Origin of the sequence: Sutterella megalosphaeroides, assembly GCF_003609995.1 — a bacterium.
GTDB lineage: Bacteria > Pseudomonadota > Gammaproteobacteria > Burkholderiales > Burkholderiaceae_F > Sutterella > Sutterella megalosphaeroides.
This window is the reverse complement of sequence record NZ_AP018786.1, coordinates 643,188-664,421: the sequence shown is the minus strand read 5'-3', so window position 1 is coordinate 664,421 and position 21,234 is coordinate 643,188. Positions and strand designations below refer to the sequence as shown.

The 21,234-nt window shown below is 64.7% G+C and carries 17 protein-coding genes; 7 read left to right on the top strand and 10 right to left on the bottom strand.

Annotated features, from left to right (window positions below; genetic code table 11):
• The first annotated feature begins 207 nt into the window (after nt 1–207).
• From lpxK to S6FBBBH3_RS03045, 6 genes are all read left to right on the top strand, one after another.
• Nucleotides 208–1,278, top strand: coding sequence for a tetraacyldisaccharide 4'-kinase (gene lpxK, locus S6FBBBH3_RS03070; protein WP_120176361.1), 1,071 nt, complete (start codon nt 208–210; stop codon nt 1,276–1,278).
• An 87-nt stretch (nt 1,279–1,365) separates the two neighbouring features.
• Nucleotides 1,366–1,599: a Trm112 family protein gene (locus S6FBBBH3_RS03065; protein WP_120176360.1), complete on the top strand. Its 234-nt coding sequence runs from the start codon at nt 1,366–1,368 to the stop codon at nt 1,597–1,599.
• 51 nt (nt 1,600–1,650) lie between these two features.
• The gene (gene kdsB / locus S6FBBBH3_RS03060) at nt 1,651–2,433 is read left to right on the top strand and encodes a 3-deoxy-manno-octulosonate cytidylyltransferase (RefSeq protein ID WP_120176359.1); all 783 of its coding nucleotides are present in this window, start codon (nt 1,651–1,653) and stop codon (nt 2,431–2,433) included.
• A gap of 251 nt (nt 2,434–2,684) precedes the next feature.
• The gene (adk, locus tag S6FBBBH3_RS03055) at nt 2,685–3,338 is read left to right on the top strand and encodes an adenylate kinase (RefSeq protein ID WP_120176358.1); all 654 of its coding nucleotides are present in this window, start codon (nt 2,685–2,687) and stop codon (nt 3,336–3,338) included.
• Nucleotides 3,339–3,614: 276 nt separating this feature from the next.
• Nucleotides 3,615–5,048, top strand: coding sequence for an FAD-binding oxidoreductase (locus tag S6FBBBH3_RS03050; RefSeq protein ID WP_120176357.1), 1,434 nt, complete (start codon nt 3,615–3,617; stop codon nt 5,046–5,048).
• A 203-nt stretch (nt 5,049–5,251) separates the two neighbouring features.
• Nucleotides 5,252–6,511: a hypothetical protein gene (locus S6FBBBH3_RS03045; RefSeq protein WP_120176356.1), complete on the top strand. Its 1,260-nt coding sequence runs from the start codon at nt 5,252–5,254 to the stop codon at nt 6,509–6,511.
• A 237-nt stretch (nt 6,512–6,748) separates the two neighbouring features.
• Here S6FBBBH3_RS03045 and dcuC read toward each other — a convergent pair whose 3' ends face one another.
• Nucleotides 6,749–8,119, bottom strand: coding sequence for a C4-dicarboxylate transporter DcuC (gene dcuC / locus S6FBBBH3_RS03040; protein WP_120176355.1), 1,371 nt, complete (start codon nt 8,117–8,119; stop codon nt 6,749–6,751).
• Nucleotides 8,120–8,188: 69 nt separating this feature from the next.
• A complete protein-coding gene (locus tag S6FBBBH3_RS03035; RefSeq protein ID WP_170143799.1) occupies nt 8,189–9,613 on the bottom strand; it encodes an argininosuccinate lyase in 1,425 nt (474 codons plus the stop codon).
• A gap of 214 nt (nt 9,614–9,827) precedes the next feature.
• Between S6FBBBH3_RS03035 and S6FBBBH3_RS03030 the strand changes: the two genes are divergently transcribed.
• Nucleotides 9,828–10,814, top strand: coding sequence for a LysR family transcriptional regulator (locus tag S6FBBBH3_RS03030; protein ID WP_120176353.1), 987 nt, complete (start codon nt 9,828–9,830; stop codon nt 10,812–10,814).
• A 131-nt stretch (nt 10,815–10,945) separates the two neighbouring features.
• Here S6FBBBH3_RS03030 and dusA read toward each other — a convergent pair whose 3' ends face one another.
• The 8 genes from dusA to S6FBBBH3_RS02990 form a co-directional block, all read right to left on the bottom strand.
• Nucleotides 10,946–11,938, bottom strand: coding sequence for a tRNA dihydrouridine(20/20a) synthase DusA (gene dusA / locus S6FBBBH3_RS03025; RefSeq protein ID WP_120176352.1), 993 nt, complete (start codon nt 11,936–11,938; stop codon nt 10,946–10,948).
• A 110-nt stretch (nt 11,939–12,048) separates the two neighbouring features.
• The gene (locus S6FBBBH3_RS03020; RefSeq protein ID WP_120176351.1) at nt 12,049–12,480 is read right to left on the bottom strand and encodes a YchJ family protein; all 432 of its coding nucleotides are present in this window, start codon (nt 12,478–12,480) and stop codon (nt 12,049–12,051) included.
• A gap of 15 nt (nt 12,481–12,495) precedes the next feature.
• Nucleotides 12,496–14,340 carry a translational GTPase TypA gene (gene typA / locus S6FBBBH3_RS03015; RefSeq protein WP_120176350.1) on the bottom strand — a complete coding sequence of 615 codons (1,845 nt, stop codon included), beginning with the start codon at nt 14,338–14,340 and terminating at the stop codon, nt 12,496–12,498.
• A 44-nt stretch (nt 14,341–14,384) separates the two neighbouring features.
• Nucleotides 14,385–15,287, bottom strand: coding sequence for a tRNA pseudouridine(55) synthase TruB (gene truB, locus S6FBBBH3_RS03010; protein ID WP_120176349.1), 903 nt, complete (start codon nt 15,285–15,287; stop codon nt 14,385–14,387).
• Nucleotides 15,287–15,697, bottom strand: a complete 411-nt coding sequence (gene rbfA, locus S6FBBBH3_RS03005; RefSeq protein ID WP_120176348.1) for a 30S ribosome-binding factor RbfA — start codon at nt 15,695–15,697, stop codon at nt 15,287–15,289. Before rbfA ends, truB begins: the two co-directional genes overlap by 1 nt.
• A 168-nt stretch (nt 15,698–15,865) precedes the next feature.
• Nucleotides 15,866–18,760, bottom strand: coding sequence for a translation initiation factor IF-2 (gene infB, locus S6FBBBH3_RS03000; RefSeq protein ID WP_120176347.1), 2,895 nt, complete (start codon nt 18,758–18,760; stop codon nt 15,866–15,868).
• Nucleotides 18,761–18,960: 200 nt separating this feature from the next.
• Nucleotides 18,961–20,463: a transcription termination factor NusA gene (gene nusA / locus S6FBBBH3_RS02995; RefSeq protein ID WP_120176346.1), complete on the bottom strand. Its 1,503-nt coding sequence runs from the start codon at nt 20,461–20,463 to the stop codon at nt 18,961–18,963.
• Nucleotides 20,464–20,468: 5 nt separating this feature from the next.
• A complete protein-coding gene (locus tag S6FBBBH3_RS02990) occupies nt 20,469–21,032 on the bottom strand; it encodes a ribosome maturation factor RimP (protein WP_120176345.1) in 564 nt (187 codons plus the stop codon).
• Nucleotides 21,033–21,234: the final 202 nt, after the last annotated feature.

The window sequence follows — 21,234 nt, the reverse complement described above, 5'->3', positions numbered from 1 at the left end:
CGCCTGCGTTTCGCGTTTGCGGCTATCATTGGAGGCTCGAAAAGAGCGCGGCCCTTTTGAACGGCCGCGTTTGCCTGATTTTTTTCTCTCGGTATATGCCCGACGACCACCCTCCGCGACGAACCGGGACCGCACGTGCTGCGGTCCCCGCCGTTACTTCCGCCCGCGCGGCGACCGCCTTCCGAATGCTTTTCACGGAGGTCCGCCATGAGCGCTGAGGCCAAACTCGAAGCCTGGATCCACCGCGAATGGGCCCGACGCGGCCCGACGGCGTGTCTCCTCTACCCCCTTTCGCTCCTTTTCCGTGCCGTCAGCGCCTCGCGCCGACGCCGTGCGACGCCCCGTCGTTTGTCGGTGCCCGTCGTCGTGGTCGGCAACATCTACGTGGGCGGCACCGGGAAGACTCCCGTGACGATCGCACTCGTTCGCGAACTCCGGGCGCGCGGCTGGCACCCCGGGGTTGTCTCCCGCGGTTTCGGCCGCGAGGACGATGCGGTTCGACTCGTCACGAACGCCTCGAGCGCCGCGGAAGTGGGCGACGAGCCCCTTTTGATCGCACGCGAATCGGGTGCGCCCGTTGCCGTGGGTCGACGTCGTCACGCGGCCGCGGAAGCGCTCCTTGCCGCACATCCCGAGATCGACCTCATCGTGAGCGACGACGGCCTGCAGCACTATGCGCTCCACCGTGACGTGGAGCTTGCCGTCATCGGCGCGCGCGGCCTCGGAAACGGCTGGGTGCTCCCGGCGGGGCCGCTGCGCGAGACGCCCGAGAGGCTCGACACGGTCGACGCGATCGTGCTCAATACGCCGAACGCCGACACGGTCGCAAGCCGCACGCCGCGCTTTGCCGCGTCGAGCTGCTTCGGTCCCTGCCAGCAGCTCGCCACGGGGCGCTTCAAGGACATCGACGAACTCTCCGCCGAACTCGCGCGCGACGGCTCGAAGGCGCTTGCCGCCGCGGGTATCGCGGCGCCCGGGCGGTTCTTCGCGATGGTGCGCGCCCACGACATCGATTGCGCGGAGCTTGAACTCGGCGACCACTACGACTTTGCGAAGAACCCCTTTGCCGATCGTCCCGAGAAGATGATTCTCATCACCGGCAAGGACGCCGTGAAGTGCGCCCGGATTCCCGAAATCAAGAACGATCCCCGCATCTGGGTGGTGGGGCTTGAAGTGCGGCTCGATCCCTACTTGATCGACCTCGTGCACGAGAAGGCCGCCGACGCGGCCGAAGCGCTCGGTCGCACGCCGCCCGAGCCGCCCGTCGAATCGGCCTGAGCGGCACCCGCGTCGAAAAGAGCCCGGTTGACGGGCTCCGAACGCGTTTTGAGGACTATCATTTCCCGTTTTCTCAACCGTATAGTTATGACGAACAACACGATCCCCGAATTTCTCGTTTGCCCCGTTTGCAAGGGGCCGCTTGAGGCCGGTACGGGCGAGCGCCGCGAACTCGTCTGCCCGAGCTGCGGTCTCGGGTTCGAAGTGCGCGCGGGCGTTCCCAACATGATCCGTGCGATGGCCCGCACGCTCTCCGAAGCGGAACGCGAAGCCTACGCCAAGGCCCGTTCGACGTCGCGCAACACGACGCCGCGCGACTGAGGTCGAGCGCCCTCTCGAACACTTTTCTCAGATCCACCGTCGGAAGCAGCGATGTCCTACACGATTCTCATTCCGGCGCGCATGAAGTCGACGCGCCTCCCCGAAAAACCCCTGAAGCCGATCGAAGGCAAGCCCATGATCGTGCGCGTGGCGGAAACCGTTCGTGCCGCGCGGGCCGACCGCATCGTCGTCGCCACGGACCACGAGGCCATTCTCGAAGCGTGCCGCTCCGAAGGCGTCGAATGCGTGCTCACGAAGCCCGATCATCCGACGGGGACCGACCGTCTGAGCGAAGCGGTTGCCAAGCTCGACCTTCCCGACGACGCCGTCGTCGTGAACGTGCAGGGAGACGAACCCCTCATGCCCGTCGACGTGGTCGACGCCGTGGCCGAACTTTTGATCTCGCGCCCCGAGTGCGCGATGGCAACGGCCGCTCATACGATCGACGATCTCGAGAGCTTCCTCAACCCGAACGTGGTGAAGGTCGAGCTTGACGCGTGCGGCAACGCCATGACCTTCTCGCGCGCCCCGATTCCCTGGCCGCGCGACGCCTTCCGCGCCGATCCCGATCGCATGCCGGAAGGCTTTCGGCCGCTCCATCACCTGGGGCTTTACGCCTACCGCGTGAGCTTCCTGAAGAAGTTCCCGACGCTCCCGCCGTCGCCTCTCGAAGCGACGGAAAGCCTGGAGCAGCTGCGCGCCATGTACCACGGCGACAAAATCGCCGTGCTCGTTCTCGACGCGGCGCTTCCCGCCGGGGTCGACACCGAGGAAGACCTCGAACGCGTGCGCGCGATCTACCGCGAACGCATCGCGCGCGGCGAAGCGAAGTGATTCGCCGGGGCTAAGGGCGCTCTTTGCTTCCTTCGCCCGATGATTTTCCCCAAGGCTCCGACCTGGTCGGAGCCTTTTCGCTTGGAGCCTCGCTTCCCGTGAAGGCTCCGCGGGCCGCATCTCCGCCTTTTCCTCCGTCCGACCGTAGAGGAAGCGAACCGTGCGGGGATACAATATGCGGCAAGATGTCGTGTTGCCCCCGCATCACGGCCCTCTACCAACAACAAATTTCCTCACGAAGGAGTTATTCCATGCGTCTTATTCTCATCGGCCCCCCCGGCGCCGGCAAGGGCACCCAGGCGAAGTTCATCTGCGAAAAGTTCGGCATTCCGCAGATTTCCACGGGGGACATGTTGCGCGCCGCCGTCAAGGCCGGCACCCCGCTCGGGCTTGCCGCCAAGGCCGTGATGGATAAGGGCCAGCTCGTTTCCGACGACATCATCATCGGTCTCGTCAAGGAACGTCTCGCTCAGCCCGACTGCAAGGACGGCTTCCTCTTCGACGGCTTCCCCCGCACGATTCCGCAGGCCGAAGCGCTCCTCGAAGCCGGCATCCCGCTCGACTTCGTGCTTGAAATCAACGTGCCCGACGCCGAAATCGTCGAACGCATGTCGGGTCGCCGCGTCGACCCCGCGAGCGGCCGCACGTACCACATCAAGTACAACCCGCCGAAGGTGGAAGGCAAGGACGACGTCACGGGCGATCCGCTCATCCAGCGCGACGACGACCGCGAAGAAGTCGTGATGAAGCGCCTTGAGGTCTACCACGCCCAGACGGAAGCCCTCGTCGGCTTCTACGGCGAACTCGCCAAGTCGGGTCGCGAAGGCGCCCCGCAGTACCGCTCGATCTCGGGCCTCGGCTCGATCGACGCGATCACGGCGCGCGTTTTCGAAGCGCTGAAGTAATCGGCCCCTCGCGGCTCCTTCCCTTCCGCGCGAAGGAGCCGACGCACGACGACGACAAACGCACTCCGCTTCGGCCGGGTGCGTTTTTCTTTTGTCTGCGTCTTCGTCTCCTTTTCGTCTCTCTTCGTCGACTCGTCGTCGGTTCGATTTCGTTGCTTTTCGAGAGGCCCCGGCCGTCGGGGCCGTGCCGCGTTGCGGCCTATACTCGAAGGAACCTCGTTGCGTTTCCTTTGACGCCCCCGAGCCCATCGAGCACATCGACAAGGAATCTCCGTCATGTCCGACGACCTTCTCGGCGAACTCCGCCGGGCCGCCTCCCTCGTCACCGACCCCGACCGCGTTCGCGAAGCTTCGCTCGACGGGCGCGGACGCCGTCAGGGGCGGGCGCTCGCAATCGTACGGCCCGCCTCAACCGAAGAAACGGCCGAAGTCCTCAAGATCTGCGCCCGACACCGCGCCCGGGTGATTCCGCAAGGCGGCAACACCTCGAACGTCGAAGGCGCGACACCCGATCCCGACCTCACCGACCGGGAAGCCGCGCGCACGATCCTGTTGCAGACGCATCGCCTCAATCGGATTCTCGAAATCGACCCCGTCAACAACACGGCCGTCGTCGAAGCGGGCGTGGTGCTTGCCGACTTGCAGCGGGCGGCGCGCGAGGCGGGACGAATCTTTCCCCTGTCGCTTGCCGCCGAAGGGAGCGCACGCATCGGCGGCGTTCTCGCGACGAACGCCGGGGGCGTCCATGTGCTTCGTTACGGCTCGGCCCGGTCGCTCGTTCTCGGGCTTGAGGTCGTGCTTGCCGACGGGCGGGTTCTCAACCTCATGCGGGCACTGCGCAAAGACAATTCGGGCTACGACCTCCGAGATCTTTTCGTCGGTTCCGAGGGCACGCTCGGCGTCATCACGAAGGCGATCCTCAAACTCGAGCCCGCGCCGCGGGCGCGCCGCACGCTCTTGCTCGCCCTCGGGCGCCTTGCCGACGTCGAGACGCTCTTCACGCGCCTCGAAGCGCACTGCGGGCCCGCGCTCGAAGCTTTTGAATTGATCGGCCGGGCGCCCCTCGAAACGGTGCTCTCCGCCGAAGGCCGCACGGCGCCCTTCGAACTTACGGACTGGACGGTCCTCACCGACATTTGCACCTACGGCGACACCTCGGACGGGCAGGACGACGCGCGGGAAGCGGCCCTCGAAGACCTTCTCACGGACCTCATGGCCGCAGGCGCCGTGACGGCGGGGATTCTTTCCCGAAGCGAAGCGGACGCGCAAAGTCTCTGGGCGCTGCGCGAAGGGATTCCGGGCGCCGTCAAGCGCGCGGGCGGGAACGTGAAGCACGACGTCTCCGTACCCCGCTCGCGCCTCGTGGAGACGATCGAGCGCACGTGCGCGCTTTTGACCGAACATTTCCCGCAGTGCGCCCCGTCGATCTTCGGGCACTACGGCGACGGAAATCTGCATTTCAACATCGGCGGCGTCGATTCGCCCGCGTACGCGTTCGAACACGAAGCGCAGATTCGTCGGATCGTGCACGACGCGGTGCTCGCCGCGGGCGGTTCGATCGCGGCCGAGCACGGCGTTGGCGCGATGAAGGTCGCGGAACTCGAACGCACCAAAGACGCCGCGGAGCTTGAGCTCATGCGCGCCCTCAAGCGGACGCTCGACCCCGACGGAATTCTCAACCCGGGCCGCGTCGTTCGGGTTGAGCCCTGATTTTCAAGGAGGTCGGGATGTTTGCAATTCACGAGACGCACCGCGCTCCGCCCCCGAACGACAGCCCCTCTCCTCGAGAACTTTTTCGCACGGGACGCGCCGAAGGTCGCTATAGTGTCGTGTCGAAATTACAAATAAATTACATTTCGTAGTTTCCCGCTCTCCGAGAGCCCCACTCACCGCTTTTTGCTCTGAGGCCACACATGCGCTTTGCCATCGGATTGACTCTCCTTTCCTCCTCGCTTCTCCTTTTGACGGGGTGCTCGAGCACGCTCACCGCGATCAACGCGGGCAAGAGCGCCGAGCCCGCGAAGGCCGCAAAGGCCGCGAAAGACGCCCGCCCGAAGAAAAAAGAGGCACCCGTCCCCGTGGCGATGCCCGCCTTCGACGCGCTCAAAGGAAAGGGCCTCTACTACTTCGACGACAACAAGGGGTCGCGCTTTTACGTGACGGACACCATCGCCGAAAACGGTCTCTACGACGTCAAGGAAGAATTCAAGCGCGGCGAGCCGCACGGCTTTACGTGGGGTACCGGGGCCGCCGCGATCCTTCGCAAGGGGGTGGCGCTCGACCCGCAGGCGATCGAGGGCGTGTCGCTTGCGAGCGACCACCACATCGTCGTGCACCTGCGCAACGGCGACGCCTCCCGGAAGAAGGGGAAAAAGCGCTCCGAAGATCCGGGCGAGCTCGACCTTCACTTGACGCTCGAAGCCTACGACATGTCGGATCTCCCGATCGGTCCCTACCTTGTGACGCGCACGAACCGCACGACGCCCGCGGGCTACCTGATCGGCTCGCGTTACACCTTCCCGAAGGGCTCGATCGGCTACCGCGCCACGCTCTGGGTGAATTCCGACGAAGTGATCGTCCCGACGAAGAACGCCTTTACGGGCTCGGGCTCGATCGAAGACTTCTCGAAGCGCTTCACGAAGGAAATCCCCTACTGCCTGCGCTACATCCCGGGCAGAAACGCCACGCCGCTCGGGCTCAAATTCGAAGAACCCATCGTGAAAAAGACCGGCAAGGACTCGAAGGGGCGCCTCGTCGAAGTCGCCCAGAAGGGGAGCGCCGAACTCTACCCCGTCAAGAAGGGCACGATCTTTTGCGGCCGCGACGACGACCGGTCGCTCGCGACCGCCCGCTGGTCGCTGCGCTACGTGAACGGCTCGCGCGTGCTGGAGTTCGACTTCCCCGACGAGATCCGAGCCGAAGACTTCGGCGTACCGCGCACGCACCGCAACGCCCTCAAGGTGGCCTTTGCCGAAGAGCGTGTGAAGGAAAAGGGCAAGACCGTCCGCAAGCTCGTTCCCGCGCGCGTCTGGCTGGCCAACAAGCGCATCACCGACTACCAGTGGCGCTTCAACGAAACGGCCGCCGAAGCCGTGCGCGAAGCGCTCGAAGCGACGAAGGACGCGCGTCGCGAATGGGACGAAAAGCACGCGACGAAGAAGGCAAAAAAGTGATCCCGATCTCGGCGCCTCACGTTCTTTCCTAACTACGAAGACCACGCCCGCAACGCCGCGCCATCCCCGCCACGCTTGGGATGCGCGGCTTTTTCGCGCTCCGCGTTTCCGAAACTTCGCAGGAGCGCACGGATGCAACACGCGAGCGAAAAAAAGAAAAAAAGCCCCGCACGATGGGGACGCACGGGGCCTTTCGGTCCGGTCGGAGGGGGCGGCCGTCCGCCCCCTCAACGGGAATCACATGAAGAGGATCTGGTTCACGACGACCGTCGTCGCAAGACCGAGCACCATCGGGATCCAGGTGCGGCGCACGATCGCCACGGGCGAAACGCCCGCAGCCCCCGCCACCGCGATGATAACGCCCGCCACGGGGCTCATGGCGCGCACCATGCCCGAGGCGAACTGCATCGGCGTCACAAGCGCTTCGACCGAGCCCCCGAGCCCCTGCGCGACGTCCGGAGCCAGAGCCGCAAAGGAGGAGTAGGCGCCGACGCCCGACCCCGTAAGGAACGTGACGACCGAAACGATCCCCGTAAGGAGCACCGTCATGAGACCCATGCCCGCGCCCACCCCTTGGGCGGAATTGATGAGAAGGTCGATGAGGCCCGACGACTTGAGGCCCGAAGCGAAAAATTCCGCGCAGATGATGAGCGCCACGATCCCCGCGAACATCTTCCCCATGCTCTGGAACATCGCCATTGCGTCCTTGAAGATCTTCTTCACGTCGCGAAGACGCACGATCTCAACGAGCACCACAAAGACCCACACCATAAAGAGCGCGGCGATCGTATCGAGCTTCACGCTTGAGACGACGAGGTTCGAAAAGACAATGAGCAGCGCGATCGGCAGAACCGGGAAGAAGGCGTACCAAGCGGGCGCGTCGGGCGCGGTCGAGGCCTTGACTTCGACGGTTTCGGCCTGCGCGTCGTCACCCTTCGCGTCGAAACGGCGCTGCACGACGTAGTGCGCCGCGGCTGCGACGAGCAGCGTCGGGATCGCGATCGGAAGCTGGTATTCGACGAGGTAGTTGATCGGATCGAGCCCCGCCACCTTGGCCGCAAGGCTTGCCGTCCCCGCCGTGGGCGCGAAGGTCATGCCGGCCGACGTGCCGATCACGGCGGCAGCGGCCGCTGCCGACACCCCTACGGCCTTCAGGATCGGAAAGAGCGCGACGAGCAGAAGCATCGCAAGGCCCGCCGCCGACGGAATTACCATGACGAGAAGCTGCCCGACCACGTACCCGCCCGCAAGGACGAGGTACGGCGCCTTGAGGCGCCCCAGAGGTTTAACCGCCACGTTGACGAGCGCCTTCGCGGCGCCGATCCGATCCATGTAGGCGGCAAAGCCCCCGGCCGTCATGATGAGGAAACCCGTGCCGGCGCTTTGCTTCGTCGCGATCGACTTGAGCGTTGCGAAAATGTCGAAGAGCCAGAAGCCCGAGGGTTTCACGCCCTTCGGGAGGAACGAGGCGTCGCCCAGGAGCGCGACCGCGATCAGAATCGCGAGGCCCGCAAAAAGAAGGACGAGATGGGTCTGGTAGCGCTTCAGAAGCGCGTAACCCGCCACGGCCGTCACGAGGACGGCTATCCAGGGGAGAAGAGAGGACATCTTTCGGATCTCCTACGGTTGAAAACGATGGTTGAAGGTCGATGGGTTGAGGTTTGAAAAGGACCTCGGTCAGAGGAAGGCGGCGAAGTCCGCTTCGAGCGTTTCCAAGGCCTGACGGCGCGTTTCGCGACGTGCGGTGCTCTTTTCGCGCAGCGCCCTCAGACGCGCCGTGAATTCGTCGTGCATGGCGTCCACCTCGCGGGGCGCGGCGCTCCCCGTCGTGGCGCGCGCTTCGACGATGCGGCGCGGATCGAGCGCTTCGCGAAACTCGGCTTCCGACATGGGGAGTTCGGGCGAGGCCTCGGGAAATTCCGCGCGCACCACCTCGGCATAGAGACGCTGCATGCCGGCGTAGGGGAAGTCGGCGGGGCGTAAATTGAGACGTTTCGCTTCCGAAACCATGCGGCTTGCCGCGTGGTGTCCGATTCGGAACGGGAGCCCGTAGTCGCGCATCAAGCGGTCGGCGATTTCCTGCGAGGCGGTCCAGTCGGAATTGAGCTCTTCGAGCGCCCGGTCGCCGTCGATCACAAGGGCGCGCAGGACCTTCTTGAAGCGCTCGAGCATCCCCACGGTCGTCCGGCAGAGGCGATCGTTTTTCGCAACGCTCTTTCCGTCCGTCATCCCGGGGACGACGTTGTGCACGCGCAGGTGCACGGCCTGCATTTCGGCAAGCACTTCGGAGGCGTCCGCCCGGCAATTGTTCATGAGGCCGGGGTTGCGCTTTTGCGGCATCGCGGAAGAGACGTACGTGTTTTCGCCGCCTTCGGCAAGGAGCATCCAGGGGCGGGGCTGCGCGTACTGCACCATGATTTCGTTCAGGATCGACCCCGTATGAAGCGCGATCGACCCCGCGGCCGCCGCCACCTCAACCGGGTAGTCGACGGGCGCAATGCAGGTGGCGTCAAAGGCATTTCGGACGGGCGCCGCGAACCCGAGCGCGCGGGCCATGGCGGCGCGGTCGAGCGGCCAGCCCGTGCCGTTCAGAACGGTCGCCCCCATCGGCGAGAAAGCGCCGCGCTCCAGGGCTTCCGTCAGGCGTTCGCGGTCGCGCAGGAAAGCCGCGACGTGGCCGAGCAATTCGTGCCCGAGGCTGTTGGGCTGCGCCGCAACGCCGTTCGTGTAGTTCGGAACGATCGTGTCGCGGTGGCGCTTTGCCAAGTCGAGGAGCTCCTCGATCACGCCGTCCAAGGCGTCGATCACGGAAAGCGTCCCCTCCTCAGCGAGCGCGAGGCGCATCGTCGAGAGGATGTCCTGGCTCGATCGCCCCGCGTGAATGATCGTCACTTCGGGCGACGTGGCGGCGACGAGCATCGGCTCGTAGGCGATGTACTTGTCGACGCGCTTTGAGGCATCCGTGCGGGCGTCGCGCTCGAGCGCGTCGATCCCCCGGGCCGCAAGGCGCGCGATGCGCTCCGAAATGAGGCCCGCGCGCCGGTTGACGACGACGGTGGCTTTGTTGATGGCGGAAATCCAGAAAAATGCGTCGTGCTGCACGATCGGCTCCTCGGGAAAAACGGTCTGCGGTCTTCCGGCCCGAATCTCGAACCGTTCTCGGTCCGTGCTCGGGCGGTGACTCAGTGTGCCGCGAAGTCCGACCTCGGGACAATGCCGACATGCGCAATCCCAATTTGCGCGACACGCAAAACCCGCGCGACGCAAAGCCCTCAAAATAGAAGAAAAATTTCCTTTTTCCCGAAAGACAAGGCCCATGCCGAAAACCGACGATCTCGCCGCCTGGCGCGCCTTTCTCGCCTTTGCCAAGGCAGGTACGGTCGCGCAAGCGGCCGCTGCGCTTCAAATCGAACCTTCGAACGTCTCGCGCGCGATTGCCGCCCTGGAGCGCTCGCTCGGGTGCGAACTCGTGCGCCATTCGACGCGCCCTCTGCGCCTCACGGAAGCGGGGGAACTCGCCGTCAAGCGGATCGAACCGCTTCTTCGAGCGCATGCGTCGCTCATCTCGGACCTGACGAGCGAAGCGCGGGCGCTCGAAGGAAACATCCGACTTTCCTCGGCTCCGGGCTTTGCCTCGAGGCGCCTCACGGGCCTTTTGCAGCGCTTCCGCGCGGAGCAGCCCGCGATCACGATCGAAATCCAGAGCGGGCTTAGCGAAAACGACCTGCAAAAAGGCTTGTGCGACATTGCCACCCTCACGGGGCACCCCGTGCTCCCGGGGCTTGTGTGCATGAGTCGCGGCCGCAACGTCTACCTGCCCGTCGCAAGCGCGGGCTACCTCAAAAAGCACGGGATGCCCTTGACGCCCGATCAGCTGCGCGCGCACACGGGCTACGTCTATGCGGGACCCGTTCGGCACGAAACCAAGGTGCTCGTCCGAGGCGACCGGACGGAGCCCGTCGTCTTCGGGCAGAGCATCCGCTCGACCGACATCCTCGCCATTCGCACGGCGCTCCTCAACGACATGGGGGTGGCCGTTGACATGCCGCTCGTGCAGATCGTCGAAGATCTCCAAGCGGGTACCCTCGTTCCGATCCTACCCGGGTGGTTCCGCCCGCCCGTCGAGTGCTACATCGCGACGAGCCGCGCCGCCTGGCACCTGAAGCGCGTGCGGGTCTTTTTCGAATGGTACGGACGAGCTCTGCAGGCGCTCTTCGCCTCGTACGAAGCGCAGGCGTCGGCCGTCGTGGGCCTGCCGCCCGACGACGGGGCGACGGAACGCACGACGATCTTCCGCACCTGAGTCCCGAAGCCCGAAGTCCGACACTTGAAACCCGAGCGCGCGCTCAGCGCTCAAAAGCAAAACGTGCGCCCCGGGAGAGCGTCCCTAGGCGCACGTTCAAGGTGCGGGTTTGGTGCGGACCGTTCCGACGATCAGTCGCCGAACGCCTCCCGCCAGGCGTAAAGGAGGAGCTCCGGCCCGTGCGCTTCGAGCGCCTTCGGGTCCGAGAGGCACTGGCGCCAGCGCCGAGCGCCGGGAAGTCCCAACGTGAGCCCGATCATGTGGCGCGCGCAGGCGCGAATCGCGTTCGTGTCGTCGGCGAAACCCGCTTCGAGGTAGGCGGTCATGGCCTTCACGACCTCAACTCGCGTCACCTCCGACTCTTCCTCGCCGTAGAGGCGCTCGTCGACTTCGCGCAGCATCCAGGGGTTCTGGTAGGCCGCACGCCCCACCATGACGCCATCAAGGCCCGAGGCAATTTCGCGTTCGCTCTCCTCGACGGACGCGATCTGCCCGTTCACGAGCACGACGCAGTCCGGGAAATCCCCCTTGAGGCGACGAGCGACGTCACGGTCGAGCGGCGGAATTTCGCGGTTTTCTTTGGGCGAAAGCCCCTTCAACCAGGCGGCGCGCGCGTGCACGATGAAAACGCGGCAGCCCGCGTCGTATACCGTACCGACGAAGTCGCGCACGAACGCGTAGTCGCTCCGATCGTCCACGCCGATCCTGTGCTTCACCGTGACGGGCCGATCCGTCACGTCGCGCATCGCACGAACGCACGATGCGACCGTGTCCGCTTCGAGCATGAGGCACGCGCCGAAACTTCCGCGCTGCACGCGCTCCGAGGGGCAGCCGCAGTTGAGGTTGTATTCGTCGTAGCCGTAGGCCGAAGCGATGCGGATCGATTCGGCGAGGTCGTGCGGGTCCGATCCACCCAACTGCAGGGCGACGGGATGTTCTGCCTCGGAAAAGCCGAGGAGCGATTCGCGGTTCCCGTGAATGATGGCGCCCGTCGTCACCATCTCGGTGTAAAGGCGCGCGCGGCGCGTGAGCAGGCGATGGAAATACCGGCAGTGCCGGTCCGTCCAGTCGAGCATCGGCGCCACGGTAAAGCGCCAGTCGATCGCGGAGTAGTCGTGCGTCATAGCGTAGGTCGTTTCAAAAAAAAATCGTCCGGCCGGAAGACGACTTCCGGTCGGACGGCTTCCGTTCGGTTCGGATCGATCCGTTGCGGCAGGGAGGGACCGACAGCCCCTCACTCCTCGATGTCGCCGTCGACGTAGAGCCAACGGTCGGCCGAGGCTCCCGTCTTCTCGCGTCGGAAGCGCGAATGTTCGGCAAGCTTCACCGCCCCGCGGCTCGATCGCGCGCGGGCGACGAAGTCGACGAACCCCGTATCGGGTTCGCCCCCCGCCCCCGGCGTTTCGCCCGAAGCGCGCACCTCAAGGGACACCCACTTGAAGGGCGCTTCGCCCGGCTCGAAAATCCGCTCCGGACGCGTTTCGGGCGCCCAGGTGGAAAGAAGATAGTCTTCAAGCCCGAGGGCGTAGGCCGCATAGCGACTGCGCATGAGCGCTTCGGGCGTCGCCGCCCGAGCGCCCGCATGGAGCGCCCCGCAACAGGCCGCGTACGCGAGACCGCTCCCGCAGGGGCAGTTCTCGGGCAAGGCTTTCTTTTTCTTCGTCATGGCGACGCCGGGCGATCAACCGAAGGTCTTTTCTTCCGCACGCGCGGCGCGCTTGCGTTCGAAGTCCTTCAGGTAGCGCTTGCGCAGACGGATCGACTGCGGCGTGATTTCCACGAGTTCGTCGTCGTTGATGAATTCGACGGCCGATTCGAGCGTGAGCTTCACGGGCGGAACGAGGCGGATGGCTTCGTCGGTGCCCGAAGCGCGGATGTTGGTGAGCTGCTTGCCGCGGATCGGATTGACGACGATGTCGTTTTCACGCGAGTGTTCGCCGATGATCATGCCTTCGTAGAGCTTGTCGCCGGGGTTGACGAAGAGGCGGCCGCGTTCCTGGATCTTCCAGAGGGCGTAGGCCACGGCTTCGCCGTCGTCCTGCGAGATGATCACGCCCGAACGGCGTTCGCCCACGTCGCCCTGCTTGATGGGACCGTAGTCGTCGAAGACGTGGCTCATGATGCCCGTGCCGCGGCACATCGTCATGAAGAGGCTCTGGAAGCCGATGAGACCGCGGGCGGGGATGCGGTATTCGAGACGCACGCGGCCCTTGCCGTCGGGCTGCATGTCCTGGAGGTCGCCCTTGCGGCGGCCGAGCTCTTCCATGACGGCGCCCTGGTGTTCTTCTTCGACGTCGACCGTGAGGAGTTCGTACGGTTCCTGCTTTTCGCCGTTCACTTCTTTCAGAAGAACGCGCGGACGCGAGACGGCGAGCTCATACCCTTCGCGACGCATGTTTTCGAGAAGAATCGTGAGGTGCAGTTCGCCGCGGCCGGCCACTTCCCAGACGGTTTCGTCCGAGGTGGGGCGAACGCGCATGGCGACGTTCGACTTCAGTTCGCGCTCGAGTCGTTCGCGGATCTGACGCGACGTGACGAACTTCCCTTCGCGGCCCGCGAGCGGGGAGGAGTTGACCTGGAAGTTCATCGTGAGGGTCGGTTCGTCCACGCGCAGCATCGGGAGCGCTTCGGGCTGCTGAAGGTCCGTGATGGTCGTGCCGATCGCGAGGTCTTCGATGCCGTTCACAAGAATGATGTCGCCCGCTTCGGCTTCGTCGACGAGCATGCGGTCGAGCCCTTCGAACTTGAGGATCTGGTTGACCTTCACGCGCTTCGGGGTGTCGTCGGGACCGTTCATGATCGCGACTTCCATGTTCGGGCGGATGCGGCCGCGGTGGACGCGACCCACGCCGATCTTGCCCACGTAGCTCGAGTAGTCGAGCGAGCAGATCTGCATCATCAGGGGGCCGTCGGGATTGTCGTCGCGCACGGGAACGTACTTGATGACGGTGTCGAAGACGGCGCGCATGTCGCCCACCTTCTTCAGTTCTTCGACGTCCGTCGTGTAGCCCGCAAAGCCGTTCAGGGCCGAAGCGTAGATCACGGGGAAGTCGAGCTGGTCTTCGGTCGCGCCGAGCTTGTCGAAGAGGTCGAACGTCTGGTTGACGACCCAGTCGGGACGGGCGCCCGGACGGTCGATCTTGTTGACGACGACGATGGGCTTCAAGCCCTGAGCGAGGGCCTTGCGGGTCACGAAGCGCGTCTGCGGCATCGGGCCTTCGACGGCGTCGACGAGGAGCAGCACGCCGTCGACCATCGAGAGAACGCGTTCGACTTCGCCGCCGAAGTCCGCGTGCCCCGGGGTGTCGATGATGTTGATGTGCGTGCCTTGGTATTCGACGGCGCAGTTCTTGGCGAGAATCGTAATGCCGCGTTCGCGTTCGAGGTCGTTCGAATCCATGACGCGCTCGGCGACTTGCTGGTTTTCACGGAAGGTGCCCGCGCTCTGAAGGAGGCGGTCCACCATCGTGGTCTTGCCGTGGTCGACGTGCGCGATGATCGCAATGTTGCGGATGGCTCGGGTCATGATGAAGAGTCGAGATTAAGAGGTAAAGAATTCGGTGCGGAATATCAATGGGCGATGAGCCGTTCGGGCGCGAGCACCCCGCGCTCGTCGACGAGCGCGGTGCCGAGAAGCATCCCGGCGTCGTCGTAGACGCGCACGCGGCCTCGGAGCGCGAGACCGAGCGGCAGACACTGCCCGAAAAGGAACCGCTTGGCGGCTTCGGCCTCGAGCCGCACGGGCTCCAGGGTCGAGAGCAACGCGTCGGAGGGCGTCAGTTTAACGCGGACCGCTTCGGGCGTGCCGAGCGCTTCGAGGGTTTCCACGGTGACGGCCTTGTCAAGGGTCAAATGACCGACGCGCGTGCGGCGAAGCGCCGTCAGGTGCGCGCCCGTGCCGAGCGCGCGGCCGATGTCTTCGGCAAGCACCCGGATGTAGGTGCCCTTCGAAACGAGCGTCGACATTGTAAACGACTCGCCGTCGAAATCGGACACGGTGATCTCGCGAATGACCACACGGCGCGGCTCGCGCTCGACCGTCTCGCCCCGGCGGGCGAGCTCGTAGAGGCACCGCCCGTCCTTTTTGAGGGCGGAGTACATGGGCGGAATCTGTTCGATTTCGCCCAAGAAGCTCCGGGCGGCCCGTTCGACGGCTTCAAGGGTGACGCCCGAAACGTCGCGCGTTTCGAGCACTTCCCCTTCGACGTCGCCCGTCGTCGTCGTGACGCCGAGCTTCACGCGGGCGGTGTAACCCTTGTCGGCATCCAGGAGGTCGGCGGAAAACTTCGTCGCGTTCCCGAAGCAGAGGGGCAAAAGGCCCGTCGCCATCGGGTCGAGCGTACCGGTATGGCCCGCTTTCTGCGCGTTGAGAAGGCGTCGAACCTTTTGCACGGCACCGTTCGAACTCATGCCCAGGGGCTTGTCGAGGAGCATCACCCCGTCGACGGGGTCGCCCTTTTTCGTGCGGCCCATCAGTCGGCCTTCCCCGAAGGAGCGTTCGAATCGTCGTCCGATTCGTCGGATTCGGCCGGGCCCGTCACGGCCATCGCCTTCTTGATGAGGGCGTCCATTTCGAAGCCCTTCGCGACGCTCGTGTCGTGCGCGAAGTGGAGCGTCGGCACCGTATGGATGCGCAGCTCGCGGAAAAGGCGGTTGCGCAGCATCCCCGCGGCGGCGTTGAGACCCGCCACGCTTTCGGCGGGGTCGCTTCCGAGCACGGTGAAATAAACCTTGGCGTGCGCGTAGTCGGGCGTCACTTCGCAGCCCGTAATCGTCACGAGACCGACGCGCGGATCGCGCACTTCAAGAGGAATGAGTTTGGCGAGGTCGCGCGCGATCTGATCGCCGACGCGCTGAGCTCGACCGGGTTTCTTGGCTTTCACGTGGTGTTCCTTGACGTATTTTCCAGTGGGCTCCCGCCCGCTAAGAAGCGGGGAGCCTTGAATCAAAAGGCCCGCCGTACTGTGCGAGAACGGCGGGCCGTCGGACTCACGGCCCCCCGACCTTCTTCGATCGTTCGATCGGATCGGCCGGGGGTGTCGCCGCCTCGCTTAGAGCGTACGGGCGACTTCGGTCACTTCGAAGACTTCGAGCTGATCGAGTTCGCGGATGTCTTCGTAGCCCTTGAGCGACAAACCGCATTCGTTGCCCGCCTTCACCTCGCGCACGTCGTCCTTGAAGTGCTTGAGGCTCGCGAGTTCGCCCGTCCAGATGACGACGTTGTCGCGCAGGAGGCGAACCTTCGCGTTGCGGCGCACGAGACCTTCGAGCACGCGGCAGCCCGCGATGTTGCCGACCTTCGGAACGCGAATGATCTGGCGGATTTCGACGAGACCGAGCGGCGTTTCGCGCATTTCCGGGGAAAGCATGCCGCCGAGAGCCGCCTTCACGTCATCCACGGCGTCGTAGATGATGTTGTAGTAGCGGATGTCGATACCTTCGAGTTCGGCAAGCTTGCGGGCCTGGGCGTCGGCGCGGACGTTGAAGCCGATGATGACGCCCTTCGACGCGGCGGCGAGGTTGACGTCGGATTCCGAGATCCCGCCCACGGCCGCGTGCACGATCGAGACGCGCACTTCGTCGTTCGAGAGCTTCGTGAGCGCGTGGATGAGCGCTTCCTGCGAGCCCTGAACGTCGGCCTTGATGATGAGGGGAAGCGTCTTCACTTCACCTTCGCCCACGTCGCTGAAGAGGTTCGCGAGGTTCGTGGCGTGCGCCTTCGCGAGCTTCACGTCGCGGTACTTGCCCTGACGGAAGAGCGCGATTTCGCGCGCCTTGCGTTCGTCCGCAAGCACGATCACTTCGTCGCCCGCAGCGGGAACGCCCGAAAGACCCTGGATTTCGACCGGGATCGAGGGGCCGGCCGTGTTCTGGGCCTTGCCGAGTTCGTTGATCATCGCACGGACGCGACCGTATTCGGCGCCGACGAGAACGACGTCGCCGCGGTGGAGCGTGCCCGCCTGAACGAGGATCGACGCGACCGGGCCGCGCCCCTTGTCGAGGCGCGATTCGATCACGAGGCCGCGGGCGGGACCGTCGACGGGAGCCTTGAGTTCAAGCATTTCGGCCTGAAGGAGGACGTTCTCGAGAAGCTCGTCGACGCCCAGGCCGGTCTTCGCGGACACTTCGCAGAAGGGCACGTCGCCGCCCCACTCTTCGGGCATGACTTCGTTGGCGACGAGTTCCTGCTTCACGCGGTCGGGATTGGCTTCGGGCTTGTCGATCTTGTTGATCGCCACGACGAGAGGCACGCCCGCCGCACGAGCGTGCGAGATGGCTTCCTTCGTCTGGGGCATGACGCCGTCGTCGGCCGCCACCACGAGAATGACGATGTCGGTCGCCTGAGCACCGCGGGCGCGCATGGCCGTAAAGGCTTCGTGACCCGGGGTGTCGAGGAACGTGACGATGCCGCGGGGCGTCTTCACATGGTAGGCACCGATGTGCTGCGTGATGCCGCCCGCTTCACCCGCGGCAACCTTCGCGCGACGGATGTAGTCGAGAAGCGACGTCTTGCCGTGGTCGACGTGACCCATGATCGTGACGACCGGCGGACGCGGCAGCGCTTCGTAGTCGTTCTTCTGCGCGAGTTCGCCGAGGAACGCTTCGGGGTCGTCGGCCTTGGCGGCGATCGCGTTGTGGCCCATTTCTTCGACGACGAGCATCGCCGTATCCTGGTCGAGCATCTGGTTGATGGTGACCATCTGACCCATCTGCATGAGGGTCTTGATGACTTCGGTCGCCTTGACGCTCATCTTGTGGGCGAGGTCGGCAACGGAAATCGTTTCGGGCACCTGCACGTCGCGCACGATCGGTTCCTGCGAAACCTGCACGGGCGCGTCCTGACGATGACGGTCCTGGCTGCGGCGGCCGCGCGCGGTGCGCCAACCCGAGCTCTGCGAATCGTCTTCGCCGCGCGTCTTGATGACGCGGCGCTTCTGGTTGTCGTCGTCCCAGCGGGAGCCGCCCGTGCGGCTCTTCTTCTTGTCGGAGGGATGCCCCTTCTTTTCGGTCGTGCCGGTGTTGGCGGCAGGCGCCTCCTGACGCGGAGCCTTCTTCGGCTCGGCCTTCTTGGTCTGGGGCTTTTCGGCCGCCTTTTCCGGAGCCTTTTCCGCGGGCTTTTCGGCCTTGGCGGGCTTCTTCGCGGTGAGGACGCCCGCTTTGCGGTTCATCATTTCGCGAATGCGACGGGCTTCTTCTTCGGCACGACGACGCGCTTCGGCGCGGCGGGCTTCGTCTTCGGCGCGCTTCTTGGCTTCGGCTTCGAGGCGCTTGGCGGTCGCTTCGGCGACTTCGGCGTCGAGCTTCGCCTTTTCGGCTTCGCGGCGGGCGGCCTTCATTTCGGCGTCGTTCGAAGCGTTCTGACGGAGGGCTTCTTCGCGCTCCTTGGCTTCGGCGGCAGCGCGGGCCGCGGCTTCGGCGCGTTCCTGAGCGGCCTTGCGTTCGGCTTCTTCGCGGGCGCGACGTTCGGCTTCGAGGCGTTCGGCCTCTTCGCGGCGGCGGCGCTCTTCTTCTTCGGCCGCCTTCTTCGCGGCTTCTTCGCGGGCGATGCGTTCGGCTTCGAGACGCGCGGCTTCTTCGGCCTCTCGGCGGGCGGCCTCTTCGGCTTCGCGCTGCGCGATTTCACGCTGCGCGGCTTCTTCGGCGAGCGCCTGGGGGTTCTTCATGAAGACGCGCTTGCGGCGCACTTCGACCTGAATCGTATGCGCGCGGCCCGAGGCGTCGCTCTGCTTGATGACGCTCGTTTCCTTGCGGGTCACCGTGATCTTGCGCTGCGCGCTCTGCGTGCGCTCGGCGCGAAGGCTGTCGAGAAGACGCGTCTTGTCGGTTTCGCTCAACTCGTCCGTTTCGCTCTTCTTGTGAACGCCCGCGGCCTTCAGCTGCGCCAAAAGCGTTTTGGCGGCAACCTTGAGTTCCTGAGCAAATTCGTTCACCGTCTTGCTGGCCATAAGTTCCTTACTCCTTGATGCGGACTTGAGGCGTCGGTCGGGTTTCGTCGGGAAAGCGCTTCGGTTGCGCACGTCCGAACGAAATCCCGTCCGCGCCCGTGCCCTCGGCCCTGCGGCGGGCTCCTTCGTACCAAGGAAGGAGCACGCCCCCGGGCGCCGCATCCGCTTTGCGAAGGGCACGCGGATTTAGTGTTGTTGACTTACTCTTCGCTCTTGAACCAGTGTTCGCGAGCCGACATGATGAGCTTCTTGGCGCGCTCTTCGTCGATGCCCGTCATTTCGACGAGCTCTTCGGTGGCGAGTTCCCCGAGGTCGTCGAGGCTGGCGACGCCCTTGCCGACGAGCGCGTTCGCGAGGTCGTTGTCCATGCCGTCGAGTTCGAGGAGGCCCTTGTCGGCCTTGCGAAGGTTTTCTTCGCGCGTGATCGCGTCGGCGAGAATCTTGTTGCGGGCGCGCTGGCGAAGTTCTTCGATCGTTTCACGGTCGAACGCTTCGATCGCGAAGAGTTCCTTTTCGGGCACGTAGGCGATTTCTTCGATCGAGGAGAAGCCTTCGGAGATGAGCACGTCGGCGGCGGCTTCGTCGATGTCGAGATCCTTCATGAATTCGTTGCGAATCTTCGAGGTTTCTTCGTCGCGCTTTTCGTTCGCTTCGGCTTCCGTGAGGATGTTGATCTGCCAGCCCGTCAGTTCGGACGCGAGGCGCACGTTCTGACCGCCGCGACCGATCGCGATCGCGAGGTTGTCTTCGTCGACGACGACTTCCATCGTGTGCGTTTCTTCGAGCATCACGATCGAACGGACCTTCGCGGGTTCGAGAGCGCCCACGACGAACTGCGCGGGATCTTCGTTCCAGACGACGATGTCGATGCGTTCGCCCGAGAGTTCGGTCGTCACCGCATTGACGCGCGAGCCGCGCATGCCGATGCAGGTGCCGATCGGGTCGACGCGGTGATCGTGCGAGCGCACGGCGATCTTGGCGCGAAGACCGGCGTCGCGCGCGCAGGCCTTGATCTCGATGATGCCTTCTTCGATTTCGGGCACTTCGAGTTCGAAGAGCTTCTTCATGAATTCGGGCGAGGTGCGCGAAAGGAGCACGGTCTTACCCTTCGGAAGCTCGGCCACGCGGTCGACGATCGCGCGCACGCGGTCGCCCGTACGGACGTTTTCGCGCGGGATCATCTGGTTGCGCGGCAGACGCGCTTCGAGGCGGCCCACTTCGACGATGGCGTCGCCCTTGTCCATGCGCTTGACGGTCCCCGTGACGATCGATTCGTTCTTCTCGAGGAATTCCTTCAAGATCTGTTCGCGTTCGGCGTCGCGCAGACGCTGCAGAATCACCTGCTTGGCGTCCTGAGCAAAGCGGCGGCCGGCGCTGTCGGTATCGACGTTTTCAATGGGACGTTCGACGAAGTCGCCGGGAACCAGGTCGGGGTATTCGTCGTGAATGTCCGAGAACATTTCCTGACGATCGGGCTCCATCAGGCCCTCTTCGTCGGCCACGACGATCCAGCGGCGCGCGGCCGTGAATTCGCCCGTCGCGCGGTTGACGTGCACGACGACGTCGGCGTCTTCGCCCGGGAAGCGGGCGCGCTTGACGGCGACGGCCAGAGCGATTTCGAGCACGTCGAAAACCGTGTCCTTCTCGACGTTTTTCTCACGAGCGAGCACGTCGACGAGTTCAAGCATTTCGCGGCAGTTCATTTGAATTACCCCTTAAAGTTCAAAACGGCAATGAGGTTCGCACGGTCCACGTCGGCGAGCGCAAAGCTCACGCGCACGGGTTCGGCGGGCGCGGCGGCCTTCTTCGAGCGCGAGCGCAGATGAGCGGCGCCCGGCGTACGGGCCACGTCGACCTCGAAGAAATCGAACGTGATCGTTTCGGCACCCGATTCGCCCTCGATCGAGACAATGCGCCCTTCGAGCTTGCGGCGCCCCGCTTCGGGGAAGCCTTCGGCCTTGAGGGGGGCGAAGAGTTCAACATGCGCCAGTTCGCCCGCAAAGCGCGACCAGTCGCGGGCGCGCTTGAGGGGGCGTTCCACGCCCGGGGACGAAACTTCGAGCCGTTCGTAATCGACCGACTCGACCGTAAAGAGGTGGGAGAGCTGTTCGCTCACGGCCTCGCAGTCTTCGAGCGAGATGCCGCCCTCGGCCGTCGTGTCGATCGTCACGCGCACGAGACCGCGGGCGAGGCGTTCGAATTCCACGAATTCGTACCCCATCCCTTCGACCGTGCGTTCGACGAGCTCGTTGAGCGCTGCCGAATTCATCATCAACGTCAATTCCTTCGAAAAAGAGGACCGATGCGGGCCCGCTACGGGCTCGTCGCACCGGAAAACACCAAAAAAAAATGGGCATACGCCCATCCCAAGACCCTTTTTGCCGTCGAACGACCGCTGAGGGTCCTCGTCGGCGAGCGCACCGAGCACCTCGGATCTCCTTCTTCGTTGCGAGAGAGATTTTCTAGAGGGTCGG